General features: G+C 60.4%; 12 protein-coding genes and 4 pseudogenes. 6 read left to right on the forward strand and 10 right to left on the reverse strand.

Annotated features, from left to right (window positions below; all coding sequences use genetic code 11):
• Positions 1 to 187 precede the first annotated feature (187 nt).
• The 3 genes from ACSMXM_RS11885 to ACSMXM_RS11895 are packed head-to-tail and all read right to left on the reverse strand — an operon-like array spanning position 188 to position 2,917.
• Positions 188 to 1,624, reverse strand: a complete 1,437-nt coding sequence (locus ACSMXM_RS11885; protein ID WP_460316299.1) for an amidohydrolase family protein — start codon at positions 1,622 to 1,624, stop codon at positions 188 to 190.
• Positions 1,621 to 2,664: an alpha/beta fold hydrolase gene (locus ACSMXM_RS11890; RefSeq protein ID WP_460316300.1), complete on the reverse strand. Its 1,044-nt coding sequence runs from the start codon at positions 2,662 to 2,664 to the stop codon at positions 1,621 to 1,623. Before ACSMXM_RS11890 ends, ACSMXM_RS11885 begins: the two co-directional genes overlap by 4 nt.
• A 1-nt stretch (position 2,665) precedes the next feature.
• On the reverse strand, positions 2,666 to 2,917 hold the full coding sequence (locus tag ACSMXM_RS11895; RefSeq protein ID WP_460316301.1) for a hypothetical protein: 252 nt from the start codon (positions 2,915 to 2,917) through the stop codon (positions 2,666 to 2,668).
• A gap of 423 nt (positions 2,918 to 3,340) precedes the next feature.
• On the opposite strand from ACSMXM_RS11895, the gene ACSMXM_RS11900 reads away from it, so the two are divergent.
• The 3 genes from ACSMXM_RS11900 (at position 3,341) to ACSMXM_RS11910 (ending at position 7,023) form a co-directional block, all read left to right on the forward strand.
• Positions 3,341 to 4,840 carry a M20/M25/M40 family metallo-hydrolase gene (locus ACSMXM_RS11900; RefSeq protein WP_460316302.1) on the forward strand — a complete coding sequence of 500 codons (1,500 nt, stop codon included), beginning with the start codon at positions 3,341 to 3,343 and terminating at the stop codon, positions 4,838 to 4,840.
• Between the two features lie 144 nt (positions 4,841 to 4,984).
• Positions 4,985 to 5,212 carry a hypothetical protein gene (locus tag ACSMXM_RS11905; protein ID WP_460316303.1) on the forward strand — a complete coding sequence of 76 codons (228 nt, stop codon included), beginning with the start codon at positions 4,985 to 4,987 and terminating at the stop codon, positions 5,210 to 5,212.
• A gap of 134 nt (positions 5,213 to 5,346) precedes the next feature.
• The gene (locus ACSMXM_RS11910; protein WP_460316441.1) at positions 5,347 to 7,023 is read left to right on the forward strand and encodes an FAD-dependent oxidoreductase; all 1,677 of its coding nucleotides are present in this window, start codon (positions 5,347 to 5,349) and stop codon (positions 7,021 to 7,023) included.
• A gap of 140 nt (positions 7,024 to 7,163) precedes the next feature.
• Here the strand turns inward: ACSMXM_RS11910 and ACSMXM_RS11915 are convergent, their stop codons facing one another.
• Positions 7,164 to 8,087 (reverse strand): LysR family transcriptional regulator, encoded by a 924-nt coding sequence (locus tag ACSMXM_RS11915; protein WP_460316304.1) that lies wholly within the window; start codon positions 8,085 to 8,087, stop codon positions 7,164 to 7,166.
• 86 nt (positions 8,088 to 8,173) lie between these two features.
• Between ACSMXM_RS11915 and ACSMXM_RS11920 the strand changes: the two genes are divergently transcribed.
• Positions 8,174 to 9,382 (forward strand): MFS transporter, encoded by a 1,209-nt coding sequence (locus ACSMXM_RS11920; RefSeq protein WP_460316305.1) that lies wholly within the window; start codon positions 8,174 to 8,176, stop codon positions 9,380 to 9,382.
• Positions 9,383 to 9,481: 99 nt separating this feature from the next.
• Here the strand turns inward: ACSMXM_RS11920 and ACSMXM_RS11925 are convergent.
• The 5 genes and pseudogenes from ACSMXM_RS11925 to ACSMXM_RS11945 all read right to left on the reverse strand — a co-directional run.
• A pseudogene (locus tag ACSMXM_RS11925) lies at positions 9,482 to 9,751 on the reverse strand (site-specific integrase); the annotation flags it as partial.
• A gap of 37 nt (positions 9,752 to 9,788) precedes the next feature.
• The gene (locus ACSMXM_RS11930) at positions 9,789 to 10,799 is read right to left on the reverse strand and encodes an alpha/beta hydrolase (protein WP_460316308.1); all 1,011 of its coding nucleotides are present in this window, start codon (positions 10,797 to 10,799) and stop codon (positions 9,789 to 9,791) included.
• Between the two features lie 1,399 nt (positions 10,800 to 12,198).
• The gene (locus ACSMXM_RS11935) at positions 12,199 to 12,876 is read right to left on the reverse strand and encodes a hypothetical protein (RefSeq protein ID WP_460316309.1); all 678 of its coding nucleotides are present in this window, start codon (positions 12,874 to 12,876) and stop codon (positions 12,199 to 12,201) included.
• Positions 12,877 to 13,218: 342 nt separating this feature from the next.
• The gene (locus tag ACSMXM_RS11940) at positions 13,219 to 14,517 is read right to left on the reverse strand and encodes a type II toxin-antitoxin system HipA family toxin (RefSeq protein WP_460316311.1); all 1,299 of its coding nucleotides are present in this window, start codon (positions 14,515 to 14,517) and stop codon (positions 13,219 to 13,221) included.
• Positions 14,514 to 14,873 (reverse strand): helix-turn-helix domain-containing protein, encoded by a 360-nt coding sequence (locus ACSMXM_RS11945; RefSeq protein WP_460316314.1) that lies wholly within the window; start codon positions 14,871 to 14,873, stop codon positions 14,514 to 14,516. The genes ACSMXM_RS11940 and ACSMXM_RS11945 overlap by 4 nt, the downstream gene beginning before the upstream one ends.
• Before the next feature lie 404 nt (positions 14,874 to 15,277).
• Between ACSMXM_RS11945 and ACSMXM_RS11950 the strand changes: the two are divergent.
• Positions 15,278 to 15,524 (forward strand): annotated as a pseudogene (locus ACSMXM_RS11950) (transposase); the annotation flags it as partial.
• A gap of 64 nt (positions 15,525 to 15,588) precedes the next feature.
• A pseudogene (locus tag ACSMXM_RS11955) lies at positions 15,589 to 16,225 on the forward strand (transposase); the annotation flags it as partial.
• A gap of 39 nt (positions 16,226 to 16,264) precedes the next feature.
• Here ACSMXM_RS11955 and ACSMXM_RS11960 read toward each other — a convergent pair.
• Positions 16,265 to 16,962: pseudogene (locus ACSMXM_RS11960) on the reverse strand (IS3 family transposase); the annotation flags it as partial.

Raw genomic sequence — 16,962 nt, forward strand, 5'->3', positions numbered from 1 at the left:
TCTCCGACGGGTTTCGTCCTCCCCGTTAGGCACCAGAACAGGGACTCGCAAGAGACATCCCGACTGAAAGACGACTGTCCCGGACGCCGCGAGGTGCTGGCGTTGTGGAATGCGCATGGTGGCCGGCCGGGATGACGGGCGGCGCGGCGGAGGGCCTCTGCGTGAGGAGGCGATCGCCGCACTCCCTCTATCGCCTGCTTTGCCTCGCGGCCTCGCGGGCCCTGGCACGCACCGTTGCCAGCGATCGACTGGCTGCCTCGACGAGTCGCTGCTCGTCGATCCGGGTCATGCGGCCATTGCGCTTCAGCACCGCGCCCTCCACCATCACCATGCGGACATTCTCCGGCTTTGCGGAGTATACGATCAGGGCGCTGGGGTCGCTTGTGGGAAATCCCATGTGCAGATCGCGCGGATCGATCAGTATCATGTCGGCGCGCTTGCCCGGCTCGAGCGAGCCGATGAGAGTGCCCATGCCGATGGCGCGCGCGCCTTCGATCGTGGCCAATCGCAGGATCTGGCGCGGCAGGATGGCGAGTTCGTCGCCGCCGACCGCAGCCTGCACCATGTGCCCCGCGCGCATTACCGCGAACATGTCGGGCGCCCCGGCAAGCGCGCCGTCGATTCCCAGCCCGACACGGCCCACCCGGTCGGTGTAATGCCTCAGCAGCGTCAGGCCAAAGCCGATGCGCTGCTCGGTAATCGGGGTCAGCGCGATCGCCGCACCCGCTTCCTCCACCGCGCGCAAGGCGGCAGGATCGGCTCCGGTGGCGTGGACGAGCAGCATGTCGGGCCCGAGGAGGCCGTGCTCCAACAGGAATTGCAGTTGCGAGGGACCATTGTCTCCGCTGATATGGGTGGAGACCGGGAGGCCGATCTCACGCACGCGGCGAAGCTCGGTCAAAGCCGTGACTTGGACCGCTTCGTTCGCGTCCGCGCTGGGTGTGCGCCAGCCGAGGCCGAGATCGATGGGGGCAGCGCCGGCCCAGGCGGCCCGGCTGCGGTGCAGATGCCGGAGGTGATCGATCCCCAGTGTTTCGCTCGGCGCCAGCCTGTCATGGCCGGCATAGAGAAACCGTGCCCTGATCCCCGCTTCAACCAGCGCGTCCAGCGCCGCCTCGGCATCCTCGGGGGAGCGGATGTTGTCGCAATAGGCCAGTGTTGTTGTGATTCCGGCCGCCAGCGCACCCGCGGCGCCGAAAAGCGTACCCGTCCGCATATCCTGGGGCCGATATGCGGCCCCGAGCCGTTCCACCAGCGGAAAATAGCGCGTTTCGGGCGAGCGACCGAATAGCCCGCGCATCTGCGAGAGCCAAAGATGATTGTGCGTATCGACGAGGCCGGGGAGCAGGATTTGATCCTGCGCCTCGATGATCTCCGCCCCTTCGGCAGCAAGGTCCGGTCCGATTGCGGCGATGTCGCGCCCGCGCACCAGAACATCGGTGTGGGGCAGGTCGCCCACTTGACCCATGGTCATCACATGGGCACCGCGGATCAGGAGCGGCCGCTCCGTGCGAGGTTGCGCGAAAGCTGCGGGCGATCCTGCCGTCAATACCGACGCCGCCGCACCCGCACCTGCAAGAAAGCTGCGGCGGCGAAGCGGGAATGCGCCAGATGGTTCTGTCATTCCTGCTCTCCTGCGGGTGACTGCTGCTCCCGCAGCACGGCGAGCAGTCGTTCCTCGAAACGCTCCGGCGCCTCCACCTGCGGGGAATGGCCGAGGTCGGGAAAGGTGACGAGCCTGGCATCAGGGATGCGCGCGACCGCTTCCGGCGCCAGATCGGGGATCGGCCGCAGCCGCTCCGCCACTTGTGGAGGCGCCTGTCCCTTGCCGAAGGTGGTTGTGTCCAGCATGCCGATCATCAGCGTTACCGGCATGGTCAGCCGCTCAAGATGCTGGGAGACGGGCTGGGTGAGGATCATCTCGCTGGTCTTCGCCTGTGCGAAAGCGACATCCTCGCCATCGGCGCTGGCATACTGGCCGGCCAGCATGGCGACCCATCGATCGTAGCGCGGCTGCCATTCACCGTGATAGTAGACGTCGCGCTGGTAATCCTTGATGGCGGCAAGGTCTTTCTGCCGCTCCTGCTCGACCAGCTTATGCAGGGGAACATAGGGCACGCCTTCGGCCATCCGGTCGGATAGGCTCAGCGGGTTGACCAACACCAGATGGCTGACCGTTTCCGGATACATCAGAGCGAAATGCATCGCCAGCATGCCGCCGGTCGAATGGCCGATGACTACCGCGTCCTCGATCCCGCGCGCTTTCATCAGCTCCCGCGTGAAGCTGGCGAGCATGGCGAAGGTGTATTGCGCCTCGCGCGGCTTGGAGGATTTGCAGAAGCCGATCTGGTCCGCAATCAGCACGCGATAGCCCTCATCGAGCAACGCGCGCGCCGTGTCTTCCCACGTCGCGCCGCAGAAATTCTTGCCGTGCAGCAGGACGGCAATCCTGCCATTGGGCTGTTCGGGATGAACATCCATGTAGGCCATCTGCGCGGGCGTGGACCCAACGGTCACGGGCAATTTCCGTACTTCCCATGGGTAAGGGAATCGTTCGAGATCGGCTCCGAACGCCGCGACCGGCTCCTCCTGCGCCCTTGCCGGAACGCCCGCTAGCAGCATTGCGGCCCAAAGGATCGTAACGCTGACGACAAGCTTTGCCATGTCAGTTCAGGAATTGCGCCGAGCGCCCGGCATTCACGTCGAGCGCGGTCCCGATGTGACCACTTTCTAGGCTGCCGAGAACAGCCACCGCGCGGCCGATCGTCTCTGGCTTGGCTGGGTCCACCGGCAGAACATTGCCCTTGCGCGCGTCCCGATCAGCGGCTTCGTGCGTGTCCTCGCTCGAGCGCCCACCACTAGAAAACACGGAGGCAGGATGGGTCGCCAAAGCGCCGAAGTGGAATTCCGCGTTCACGTCGCTCTCCTGTCGCCTTTTCTGCCGAATATGAACCCGCGCTCCGGATCTTCGTTCCGTTCCAGCCGACTACTTCAGATCCCAAGCACACCCATCCGATGAAGTTCTGCCGTGAGGCGCCAAGACGCCGCAGTGATCTGGAGCAGTGAGAAAACCCATGACAGGAAAGAAATTACATACCGTTCGGGTCCTACCGTTCGGGTAGGGTGAGTTATTTAAGTTTCGTCGGAAACATCTCAAATATTGCGGACTTATAGCAGCACCTATTGTACCGAACATCTTTCTTTGACAGCGATATGCTGCCCGTCAGCAGCTGCGCTTTGCGCGTTCACATGAGCTATTAAAAAGCCGGCACCCACAATCTGACTGGACGATAAGTCCACACTGCGCCAGTTTGGTGCTGCAACAAAATGGGACCCGGACATGCGCCACATTACCCTCCTCGTGCTCTCGACGCTCGTTGCCGGCCATGCCGCGGCGCAAACTCCTCAACGAGAGGAGCTCGAAAATGCGGTGACAGCTCGGCATGGGGAAACCGTTGAAGCTCTCCGCGACTGGATAGCCATACCAACCATTGCGGCGGAGAACCGCAATGTCAGAGAAGGCGCGGAGTATATGCGCCGTCTGGCACTTGAGGCCGGATTTCAGCAGGCAGACATCGTGCCTTCGGGTGGTGTTCCAGGCGTTTTCGCCACGCTTGATGCTGGCGCGCCTGTCACTCTGGGTGTCTACTTTATGTACGACGTCAAGCAGTTCGATGCCGCTGAATGGGAAGCGCCGCCACTCGAGGGCAAACTCTTGGACAAGCCCGGCGAGGGCGAGGTGATGATGGGGCGGGGGGCAGTTAATCAGAAGGGGCCGGAAACGGCTTTCCTCGCCGCTCTTCACGCCTTCAAAGCGACAGGCAGAAAGTTGCCGGTCAATTTGGTTTTGGTCGCAGAGGGCGAAGAGGAAATTGCCTCCCCCAACTTCCATACGATTCTCTCTCGACCCGAGATCGCTTCAGCTTTGCGCAACACCGCTGGCGTGATCATTCCATCCGCCTCGCAGAACAAGCAGGGCGTAGCGGGCATCTCGCTTGGCGCAAAAGGTGCTGTGGAATTTCAGCTCATTGTTGGGGGCGAGACCAGCGACAGGTATCCCACGGCGGACGTTCATTCGAGCGTTCACGCACGTGTGGAGAGCCCGGCGTGGCGACTGGTCAAGGCGCTCGACACGCTGGTCGCAGATGATGGACACACGCCAGCAATCGACGGCTGGTTCGAAAATGTGGAGCCTCTCACGGAAAGGCAAAAAGAACTGGTAGCGATCGGCGTCGACGGTTCGAACGAGGCGGATGCGAAAGCCGCTCTGGGTGTCGGCCGGTGGATTGATGACGAAGACTTCCTGACGAGTACGGAGCGACTTGTTTCCCAGCCAACCGTGAATATTCAAGGCCTCGTCAGCGGCTATACAGGCGAGGGCGGAAAGACCGTTCTGCCCGGCCGCGCTGAAGCCAAGCTTGAATTCAGACTTGTCCCTGACATGACCAAAGAGGAAGCGGTTACAAAGCTGCGGCAGCACCTTGAAAAGCGCGGCTTCGACGATGTTAAAGTGGTGGTCAGCGGCGGCTATGGACCCAATCAAACAGACGAGAACAGTCCGCTCATTCAGGCACAGAAAACGGTACTGGAGCGTGCGGGAATTAAGTACACGCTCAGCCCCCGCAGCGCGGGCAGCTGGCCGGGTGTGGTGTTCAATGGTCCGCCGCTCAACCTTCCTACGGGACAATTTGGAATCGGTCGCGGGACCGGCGCTCATGCTCCTAACGAGTGGTTTCTCATCCGCAGCAGTGATCCGAAAGTGGCAGGCCTCGATGAGGCTACCCTGCTCTATGTCGACTTCCTCTATGAAATGGCGGCAGCCAGCAATGCACAGCCTTGATGCAGGATCGTGGACTGACCGGGCCGACCTTGGTTTATTCTTCGGCCATCCTGACAAAATCCGCCAGATCATCAAACACTGAGGTCGACAACGCTTTTACATAGCCCATTGGCCCGTAACGGTTTTCGACGGATACCTTTCGCATTGTGCCACATTGTCGAGCGGCTGGCTGGGCCGAAGGGCGACGTCGTGGTCGCCTCGGGCGGCACACCGGTGGGTAGCGAGATCGACTTCTTCACGCCGTGGCTGCGCCATTTCCTCGCTTTATCGGCAGCACCGATGTCGAGATCGTTGCCGCCGAGGGCATCATGGGCGTTGACGGCGAGGAAGATAGAGGCTGCCGCGCAGACCATCGAACTGCTGGCCGCGTGACGCCGGAATATCGGCAAGGCATGTGCCGTCGGAGCCTCGAGGCTCCGGCGGTTCGGGTGCGGGCCCGGCCAGTTCCGGCTGGCCCGGTTCGCTTCTCTTCATTATGATCGGGTGGTCGAAATGGAGGTGCCGTGATGGAATCGTTTGGCGACGATCTGGAGACCATGCGGCGTGTTCCGCTGGCCGATCACCATGTCGATCAGCTCCATAGGATCGGCACGGAGCGCGCCTACACCGCCGGACAGACGGTCGTTGCCGTGGGCGAGCCGCTCGAACGCTTCATCTACGTGCTGGAAGGCGAGATCGAGGCGGTCAATGTCTATACCGGCGAAAGGCTTTTCGAAGCATCCCTTGGCCCGACCCAATTCCTAGGGGATATCGGTTTCCTGAGCGGCGCGTCGGTGACCACCCCGATGCGCGCGGCCCGGCACACGCGGACTCTGGAAGTGCCACGGTTCGACATGCTCGACCTGATGGCCCGCGTGCCCGAGCTTTCCGACCATGTGATCACGGTGTTCGCGGCCAGGCGTCGGCGGATGTTCGAGGAACGCGCCAGCGCGGTAAAGGTCATTGGCGCGGACCGTGACCCCCTCATACAGGCGTGCGAGCAATTCCTCGCCCGGAACCGCATTCCGTTCGACAGCCTGGATCTCGACGGGCGCGACGACGCCTCGGTCGAAGCGTGTCATGCCACCGACCATTCGCCCGGCGTCATCATCGGCCGGGACCGCCGCCTCGATGACCCCAGCCCGCGCACGCTGGCGCGCGAGCTCGGCCTTGATCTCGATGTCTGTCGCGAGACGCTCTACGATCTCGTCATCGTCGGCGCGGGGCCAGCGGGGGTCGCCGCGGCGGTTTATGCCGGCAGCGAGGGATTGTGTGCGCTGGCGATCGAAGACACCGCGATCGGTGGCCAGGCCGGCACGAGTAGCCGGATCGAGAATTATCTCGGCTTTCCCACCGGCATATCGGGCACTGATCTCGTGTTTCGCGGCCAGGTCCAGGCTATGAAGTTCGGTACGCGCTTCGCGATGCCGCGCAGGGTCGAGGGGCTTTCGCGTCGTGCCGACGGCAGCTTTCGGGTCGAGCTCGACGGCGGCGAGCGCGTGTGCTCACTTGCCGTGCTGGTCGCAACGGGGGTGCGCTATCGGCGGTTGCCGCTCGAAAGGCTCGAGGATTTCGAGGGGGCCGGCGTATTCTACGCGGCCACCGATATGGAGGCGCGCTTTTGTCGTCACACCGATGCGGTGGTGGTCGGTGGCGGCAACTCTGCAGGGCAGGCGGCGATGTATCTCAGCAGGACGGCAAAGCACGTCCACGTCGTCGTGCGCGGAACCAGCCTCGCCGCGTCAATGTCCAATTACCTCTACAGACGCTTGGAGGCCGACCCGGCAATCACGATCCACTACCGCACGGAGGTGACGGCCCTTGACGGCGGCGATCATCTTGAAGCGCTGACCTTATCGTCTCCCGATGGGGATGTCCGCCTCGAAACGCGGGCGCTGTTCCTCATGATCGGTGCGGCGCCCAATACCGGCTGGCTCTCTGGCCTAGCAGAAACTGATTCCAGCGGCTTCGTCCTTACAGGCGCGAAGGCCGGGCGCGATCATCCATACGAGACCGGCGCCGAAGGCATCTTCGCGGTCGGAGACGTCCGAGCGCAATCGGTCAAGCGCGTGGCAAGTGCGGTCGGCGAAGGCTCCGTGGTGATAAGCCGCATCTGGGAATATGTCGAAGCCACGAAGCGCGATCGCTTGGTCATGCAACAGCCGGCGACCCACCCGGACGTGGCAGGATCTGCCGTCGTTTGAAGGAAGTATCCCGGCCGGTGGTGGCACCGGCTCGAAAGAGGTAAACGAACGGCAGCTTTCGGGATTGCGTTGAATTAGACCGAACGGCCGAGATTGTAGGGCGCAAAGCAGCCCCACGCTCGGATCACCGTGCTTCGAGATCAGATTGCCGTTGATCGGCCGGCGAAGATATCCACGGTCACATCGCTCAACCAGTCCAGAAACACCTTCATCCTGCCCAATCGGCTGGCCTGCTCCGAATACAGCGCACTGGCCTGTAGAGCGGGTGTTCTAAGCTTGTCGGCAAAGAGCGGCACGAGCTTTCCCGATGCGATGTCCGCATCGATCATGTAATCGGAAAATTGCGCCAAGCCGCACCCCGCCAGGACCAGCGCGCGCACCGCTTCGCCGTTATCCGCATGCAATGCAGGAGGGATGCGGATCGGGCTCGAGTGCCCCTCGAACCACCAGTCGTTCAGGCGTACCGGGTTCCTGAAGGCGACCTGCTTGAATCGGTTCAGGTCGGCGATTTCGTTGGGCATGCCCACGTCTTCCAGCAGCGAGGGCGCCCCCACGAGCCGCCAGGAAGACTTGCCCAATCTGCGAAACAGGAAGGACGAATCCTCAAGCTGGCCGAAGCGGATGGCAACATCGGCATGGGCGGAGATCAGATCCACCAGCGTATCGGTCATCGACAGCTTGACCGTTACTTCGGGGTAAGCTGTGCAGAACGCGTGGATGCGCGGCGCAAGGACATGCAAGATGAAGGGCACCGGCGCATTCACATTGATGACACCCGCCGGATGCCCTCGGGTCGAACCAAGGTCCGCGAAGACTTCGGCACTTTCGACGAGGTCACGTGCGCGCGCCAGGGTCTTGGCACCTTCTTCTGTCAGGCCAAGCTGACGGGTTGTCCGCCGAAAAACATCGAAGCCCAGTCTGTTTTCCAGCTTTGCAACCATCCGGCTCAGGGAAGACGGGGCTAATCCCAGGCGACGAGCGGCCTCCGCAAAGCTGCCATCCTCGGCAACGGCGATGAAGGAAGCGACCTCTTTCAGGTCGGGCAATTCGTGCGGTTCCAGCACTGCTGCAATGTCTCCCGTGCGCTTTTTCGAATGATAACGTGCGCCTAGGTTCGCGTCGAACTGAAATCTCGAAACTGGAGACAAACATGGTCGGCGAGAAGACTATGCCGCTTGCGCTTTGGGCGCTGACTATCAGCGCCTTTGCAGTGGGGACGACGGAATTCGTAATCGTCGGGCTGTTACCCACGATCGCTGCGGATCTTGGCGTTTCCCTTCCATCAGCCGGCCTTCTGGTCAGTCTGTACGCCCTTGGTGTCACCATTGGCGCACCCATCCTCACGGCATTGACCGGCAAACTGCCACGCAAGACGCTGCTTCTTTCGCTGCTGATGCTGTTTGCTGCCGGAAACCTGATGGCAGCCGTTGCTCCAAGCTACCTCGCGCTCGTCGCAGCCAGGTTCATAACCGGGCTCGCGCATGGGGTGTTTTTCGCGATTGCGTCGACGATCGCCACCAAGCTTGTCTCCAAGGAAAAAGAGTCGAGCGCAATTGCGCTTGTCTTTCTCGGGCTCACCGTCGCGCTGGTAACCGGTGTGCCGCTCGGAACATGGATTGGGCAGAACTTCGGATGGCACGCGACATTTTATGGTGTCGTCCTGCTCGCGCTCATCGGTCTCGGCGCCAGTGCTGTGCTGGTCCCGGCCAACCTGGAAAGCGACGCGCCGCCGACCTTGCGTCAACAGGCGCAAGCTCTCACCTCGCCGCGCTTGCTGCTCGTCTACCTCATCACCGCAGTCGGGTACGGCGGCAATTTCATCGCATTCACCTATCTCGCGCCGATGCTTACCGACATAACGCGCCTTTCCGAAGGAGCGGTCACCCTCGTCATCCTGCTTTACGGCGTATCGGTCGCCGTCGGCAATATTCTTGGTGGGAAGCTTTCCGACAAGATCGGACCGGTTCCCGCTTTGACCGTCGTTTTCGCCGGTCTTGCAGGCTCTCTGGTCCTGCTTGGCTTCGGTCTCACTTCTCCTTGGGCAGCTGTCGCGGTGACCTTGTTCTGGGGAGGGTTCGCCTTCGGCAATGTCCCGCCCTTGCAGTCCTACGTCGTCCAGATCGCCCGGGAAGTGTCCCCCGAAGCCACCGACGTCGCCTCCGGCATGAACATCGGCGCCTTTAATCTCGGCATCGCGTTTGGCGCCTGGGGCGGAGGGTACGTCGTCGAACAGATGGGGCTCCAGGCTGCCCCGCTCGTGGGGGCAGCCATAGTTGCCGGCGGAATCGCGCTGGTTCGCTGGAGCGGTTCGCTCGAAGCGAAGGCAATCTCAAAGAAGTTCGCCCTTGACGTCGCCTAGGAGACATTCGTCACCGATGTCTCAAACTTGCAAAATCATGTCCCCTTTCAGGCAATTGAAGAACGCTCTCCATTAGCCGCAATCAGGGCGCCTTGCCTACTCCACTCGGCTCGGAAACACATAGTTGTCCACCGTGCCACGACGTTCGAGCCATGCCAACAGGCTGGTCCGAGGATCGGGTAGCAATTCAAACTGAACAGGCCGGCCAGTTTTCTGCTGCATCACGATCGCGCGCGTCCGGATTTGCCCGCCGCTAACCGGATCACCGGTTTTCATCCGCACAAGACCACAGCCGCGAAGTTTCCTGTCGATGGCAAGGTCGAGCAGCGCGCGATCCCGCAAGCGGCGTCGCTGATTGAGGTAGAATCGACAAATGCCGCTCATAAGGTGCCGGTTGTCAGAAAAATTATCGAGTTTTGGGAAGTGCGCGTCGGTTCCAATGCGCTGTGACAAATCCGGACAGCTCCGCGGCCAGCTCTTGATCCTCCGGTGTGTTTCCCTGAAATCCACCGTGCGGCATCGCCTCGAAGACATGCAGTTCGGCGTCGACGCCTGCTCGGCGCAGGGCGCGGTGCATCCGTACTGCGTTGGACAGGAAAAGGTCACGTGTCCCTGACTGGAGGAAAGTGGGCGGAAAGCCGCTAAGATCTCCGAACAAAGGCGAGAGATAAGGGTGCGACAGGTCGGCCCCGCTGGCGTATAATTTGTTGTTGCGCATCAGTGATCCGGGCAGCACGACATCGACCATCTGGTTGACCTGAAAGCTGTCGCCAGACTCTGTCAGATCGACCTGAGGGGAAAGCAGGGTCAGACCGGCTGGTGGAGGAAGGCCCTCGTCCTTCGCGCGCAGGAGCATCGCAGCGGCCAGATTACCGCCCGCTGATCGGCCGCCAATGACGATGCACGATGACGCGTGGCGCTCCAGGACATAGCGATACGCGGCCATCGCGTCGTCCAGCGCCGCAGGATAAGGATGCTCGGGCGGCATCCTATAGTCGACACCGTAGCAGAGCGCTCCGTGCTGATCCGCCTGCATCCTCGCCTGCGCGCGACAAGCCTCGCCGCCGCCGAGCACGAGGGCACCACCGTGGAAGTCCAGATAGGCGCAGTCGGGTTCGGCCATGCTCTCAGGCGTCGCGATGTGGATGGTGGCGTCACCCGTTCGGATCGTCTCGACACCTGCTCGCAGCGCACCGGAAAGCCCCTTCACTGCCGCCGCATAATGTTCGTCCGCCGCCGCCTTGATCTTCATCCATCCGGCATGATCGTCGGGCAGCGGCATGGTGTAGAGCGAGTTCAGCGGAACGCCATCGTCATTGACCAGCCGTGCGAAGCTGGCGCGTGCCTCTGCACTGATCGAGGAAGGAAAAGGGATCAGACGGCCTTGTACCACTACGCCTTTGTTCGGGTCGCTCATGTCGATGCGCTACGCTCGTGATGCTCAAGGGACAGGGATGCAAGTTGGCGAACGGCCACCGTTTACGATCATTGTTAATCGGTTCGGATGCTCGCTTATGACACATGCAACACTCAGCGTCACCTGCAGGGGCAGCACCTGCTTCGGTCGCGGCTATTATGTCGACGTCCACTTGCCCTTGGCGCTTGCCCGCTGGCGGCCACACAGGCCGGAGAGCGCTTCCGCTCTCTTGGCGAATCTCTGGCTTCGGCAACACCGGCCGTAGACGGGATCTTCTGCGAATGACTGTTTTGTCCCAGGCCCGGCCCTTGAGACCTATCGGCAAGCATGTCCGCTTTCAGCCGATCGACAGGCGATCCGCAATGACCGACATTAGGGCGCATAGCTGACATGCTGGATCGCTGCCTGAGCGTCCGCTATCTCTATCGGTGCTCCTGTAAGCTGCCGTTCCGGTCAGCCCAACACGCAGGCGCTTGGGAAGGAACTTCGACCGAACACTTTTGGTACGTGGGAGTGCGCTCCATTGGCGCAGACGTGTTACAATGCAAGCTCTCCGAGCCCAACAGCACGGCTGGCAATTCTGCAACCCGGTATCTGCGATAAAGGACATTATCACATATACATCGCACTACAGACATGTCGGTCGTTCGGGGAGAGCTATCTTCGTGCGTCGTCTGCGCCATTGGAGCGGGGCGCCAGTTGGTGATCTGCCCCCTTCTGTCTGCTGGCAACGGGGCTTTAATCCTAAGACCTAGCGTCGACGACCAGGCGATTGGCAACCGCCCCGAGCTTCCAATCTGAGCTCTTTTTTTGCCTGCTGTACGTGCACAACTCCTTCTGCGCTAAGTTTGAATGGAACACGCCGTTACGGATCCAGATACAGACCTCCTCAGAGGCAATCGCCAATAGCTTCAGGCATTCGCTTATCGATCGACTTTGAACCGGAGGCCGACCATTCATCAAGCCTTCTAGCAATTTCACAGAATCGATTGTCGAACTTAAGCAGCCTTTCACACGCCTGCTCATCGGCACAGCAGTAGAATTCTGCATTTCTAGACGGTCGATTCTGGCCTCGCGGACGGACGGTTCAAAGCTCGTACAGTCACGCAGTACAACCAGTACGAAAGGGTATTATTCGCAGCCGTGTTAGGCAGACCGATACTGTCAGATTTTGATTAAAAGATATAGAAGGTCTCTCTAACCGCTTCCGAGTTACTACAAGCGGGGCCGACTTTATATCATAACGACCGCATTATCCGTTTCCAAACTCAGGATTTTCAGCCTACTCATACAATGAGTACTCTCATCGGACGCGTACAAGAAGACAAAATTACTTCCCAGCGCAGGACCGAAATGAAACGCAAGTACCCCTCCGGACGTTCAGGCGGGTTTCACCTCCTTAGTTCTTGTTCACGACAGCCGCTGTGATGATCATCTCCTGATCGCTCCGGAGCGTTATACCTTCAGTCGGCGTTGCAATAATGAGCATCGGCCGCACCGGTACATGATCGGGTGTGTCTATGAAGTAGACCTCTTTAGTGGCGCCGATTTCTTCGAGCGCGGAAAAAGGAATCTCTCCCTCGCTCGCTGGTCGCCAGAAATTGCCGACCTGCACCAGTGCGTCGAGCCGGTCCCCGATTTGTGAAGCCCATTCGGAACCGGAGATAGCGATCCGGCACGCTGGCTTCTTGCTTGCTGCGATAAGCCATATCTCAGCATGAGGATCAAGCCAGCGATGATAGCGCGACGTCCCCAGCGCGCTGGATGCTAGCTGCTGAATGTCTTCGGGAGCATCGCTACTGAGACTTATCCCATTGGTGACCAAAACATCGTTGTCAGATTTGCGGGGATCAAATCCGCCCATATGGAGGCCACATGCCTGAACGGCTTTATCGACGTTCACCGCCAGCGCCTCAATTTCGCGAGCGTCGCTCCACGCTCCTTGATGTTGGGCTTGTGCCTGTCCTGAAGTCAATCCAACTGAGATAGCAGCGCCCAGAAATACCTGGATTGTCTTCCCACTGACACATCTTCTCAGCAATAAGCGCATCGTCCCCCCCCATATCGGATTGTTCATTGTAAAGCTGCCCGAGCCCTGTGCACGAAATAGCGCACTCGAGTCGATAACCCCTCAGTTGCGCCCAATGTTGACATGGACATCTGCCTGCCTTTTCTGGCGCACGACCTCTTCGTGAACTTCGATCATCAGCGGGCTGAGGCTGGTTTCAGGGTATTGGCCGAGGTCGCAAGGTCGACCCAGGTGTTGTTGTTCACCCACCACCCATATCTCTTGGATATCGCCAAGTCGGTTGTTGGGCCTGAGATGCATTCCGAGTGCTCGCTATCATGAGATTCGGTCAAAGGCTCAAATTCGGCCTAACCTACGAGTGGCAGGTCTTTTAATGCGCCAACGGAGAGGTCAGGAGATCTCGCGAAATCCGCGCTTTGCCTTGCGGCCCATCTCCATTGGCACGCCAGCAGTCTCGCAATATGCCTCCCACTTGCCGACTGCCTTTCGGATATCGTCGATGATCGACTTGACCTCGCCCGTCTTGAGGTCGGCGAACCTTCCGAATTCCAGCAGCTCGGCCAGTCCGAAGCCATCCGTCTTGCCGGCAAGCGACATCTGGTGCTCGTTGGTCCAGTCCCCTTCTGGATTATAGGCGTAGACGACGTCGAAAGCTGGGGAGAGGCTCCAGTGCCCCGAGCGGTCCATAAGGAAGGCGATATTCTTGGTGTGATCGTCCTGGTTCCGAATGAAAACATTTAGCAGAGCCCTCCGCACCTGCTCCTTGATGGCTTCGCGACCCATGCCGAGCATGCGGATTGTCTCGATTGCCTGTTCGTAGCTGAAGGCCCGGGCGAGATTGAAATCGAAATGGCGCATAGCGCATAGCGACTGCATATGCAGTTTCTTGCCGTCGGTGGTGCGATCAAAGCGCATTGTCATGAAATGTGCTCGGCCCCCTTCTTCATGCAGCCGTGAACGGGCCATGGTGATCCCGGCCTCCTTAGCCAGGAGATAGCACGCGTATTCGAGGCGGCCAAAGCCCATGGGGTCGGCAAGCTCCTTGTCGGCATTGCCGGAGACACCGTCAAACTTGACGAGCCATTGGGTGTAATTCGGGCCCGCCGCCAGCTGACCCGAATGAAATTCTCCCGTCTGTTCATTCCAGGCGAGTACGGCCTTTGCCCGGGCACCGCCGGCGGAAGTGCCGACACGCAGGATATCCTGGAGTGCATGGCGATCATCTTCGCCTTTGAGAACGCCGACCAGCTCCTCACGTGCGGCGATGACCCTATTGGCGAGGTCGACGAGGGGCGCGATATCGACGGGACCGCCCTGTTCGCGACGTTCACCGGTCGCGGGCTCGAATTCCAGCGCGCCCATGCCCCGGCGCCCAGTGTAGCACAGCCGTTCGACCGGATCGAAGCTGTCGGCCGTTCTTCCTTGTTCGGCGAGCCAGCGGTTGATCAGCGCGTTGCCAAACTTGTCGGGCAGGCTATCGGCCAGCATTCCTGGCAGACCTCTGAACGTTTCGTGGTTCAGTGCCGGAAAATCATAGACGCCGCTCCTCAGCGGCATGGTGAGCGGCGCTACCTCGATGCCGCTGCGGCTGAATTCCGGAGTATATTCGAATATCCCTAAATCGCGCTCTTCGTCCCACAGAACGGCACCGATCTGCCGGCCCCAGAGGTTGACGATTGCGCGGCTCATGGGGCCTCGTCACCCCAGCTCCATACCTCAGTGCTCCGTTCTTTCGAGGGTTTGCGCACGCGCTGCCTTGCCTTGCCGGTTTCTGATCGCGGGTCGAGCGGGCTCAGTTTGGCATCGGGAACAATGTCCAGCAGGCGGTCTTCAAGTCCCAGCGCCCGCATGAGCCGGGCCAGACTGTCGATTGTGCCGCCTTTGCCGGCTTCTATGCGAGCCAGTGTCGAACGGGAGATCCCCGCCATCTCGGCGAGCTCGGCCTGTGTTAGGTTGCGGGAAATGCGGTATCTTTCGATTTGCTGCCCCACACGCGACAGCAGGACTGTGAGCGGGCTTATCTTAGTCGTTTCATAATGCATCATTAACCAGTCACTACCACGCACCCAATTTGTAAAGTAACGGTTTCACTTCATTAAAGCAACTACATATGGTATCGAGATCGAGACGTAAGCCTATTTTGCCGCCTTAGCGCCCCAACATCGATGCATAAAACGCGCTTTGCCTTAAATCGAGAGGGTGGCAAACAAACGGAGCCCGTGCCCCACGCATCCGACAGACACTCTGATCCTGTGCGGCTTTCGTCTCGACCAGATGGACTCCGAACAGCTCAGCCGCGATTGCTTAACCAGTATCACCGACAAGATTTCCATCGAGCGTGAAGCGCAGGTCCGCCGCTGCCTGGCTCCGAAGGACGGTCCGATGTGACGTTCTCCCCTGAAATGTGACCGCTTTTTGGTAGAGTTCGACGCAAAGGAGTCGGACTAAAATGAAGCGAGGCAGGTTCAGCGAAGAGCAGATCATCGCGCTTTTGAAGGAACAGGAGGCTGGGACGCCGACGGCGGAAGTTTTACCGCCGTCACGGGATCAGTTCCGCCACGTTCTACAAGTGGAAGTCGAAGTTCGGTGGGCTGGAGGTGTCCGATGCCCGTCGGCTGCGAACGCTCGAACAGGAGAACAGTCGGCTGAAGAAGCTGCTGGCCGAGGCAATGCTCGACAATGTGGTGCTGAAGGATGGACTTGTAACGGTTTTGTGCCGGTCACCTGAGAGCATATTGCTCATTCAAGGAGACCGAAGAGATGATCAAACATGGAGTAGAGTTTCAGCGTGAGGCGGTGCGGATAGCACTAACCAGCGGCCCTCCGCGCAAGCGCGTGGCGACCGATCTGGGCGTCGGGTTGTCGACGTTGACGCGCTGGGTGAGCCTGCATCGCAGGGAAGATTTGCCTGCCAGCCCCGATACTGATCTGGCGCGCGAGAACGAGCAACTTCGCCGGGAGAACCGTGTCCTCAAGGAGGAGAGGGATATCATATAAAAGGCCACACAGTTCTTCGCGAGCCAGCGGCCGTGAAGTTCGCTTTTGTCCATAGCGGGCGCCATGTGTGGCCGATAGCGATGATCTGCCGGGTCCTGCGCGTCAGCACGCGCGGCTACCGCTCCTGGCGTGTTCGACCGACATGCCAGCGGGCGCGGACGGACATGATGGTGCTGGCGCACATCCGGGAGCAGTACAACCTGAGCCTTGGCAGCTACGGCCGTCCTCGCATGACGATGAAGCTGAAGGAGGCCTCGATGTTGGTGAGCGCCGCGTTGGGCGGCTTATGCGGATCAACCAGATAAAGCCCGTCCGAACGCGCAAGTACAAAGTAACGACCGACAGCCACCATCGCCTGGGTGTCGCGGCGAACTGGCTTGATGGTGATTTTGTGGCCGATTGAACCGTCCCGGGATCGCCGGAGGCCATTTGGTTTAAGTTACGCGGCCATGGGGACGTCGTCCAACATGGCATAATATCGTTGCTCGGCTTCTGCTGGCGGGATGTTGCCGATTGGCTCCAGCAATCGCCGATGGTTGAACCAATCGACCCACTCCAGCGTGGCGAATTCTACTGCCTCGAAAGATCGCCATGGCCCCCGTCTGTGGATCACTTCGGCCTTGTAAAGGCCATTGATCGTCTCGGCCAAAGCATTGTCATAGCTGTCGCCGACGCTGCCGACCGACGGCTCGATGCCGGCTTCGGCGAGGCGTTCGGTGTATTTTATGGATACATATTGCGATCCACGGTCGCTGTGATGAACCAGGCCGCCGCGATGAACTGGTCGGCGATCGTGCAGAGCCTGCTCCAGGGCGTCCAGCACGAAGCTGGCATGGGCGGTTCGGCTGACCCGCCAGCCCACGATATAGCGGGCGTAGACGTCGATCACGAACGCGACATAGACGAACCCACCCCAGGTTGAGACATAGGTAGAATCCGACACCCACAGCCGGTTGGGCGCTGGTGCGTGGGTTGACGTGATCCAGCGGACAGGGCGCTGCTTTGTCGCTGATCGTGGTGCGCACCGGCTTGCCGCGGATCACCCCTGCCAAGCCCATATCACGCATCAGCCGCTCAACGGTGCAGCGGGCTATGGCGAACCCTTCGCGGTTCATCTGCCGCCAGACCTTGCGCACG

The organism is Pacificimonas sp. ICDLI1SI03, assembly GCF_054740865.1.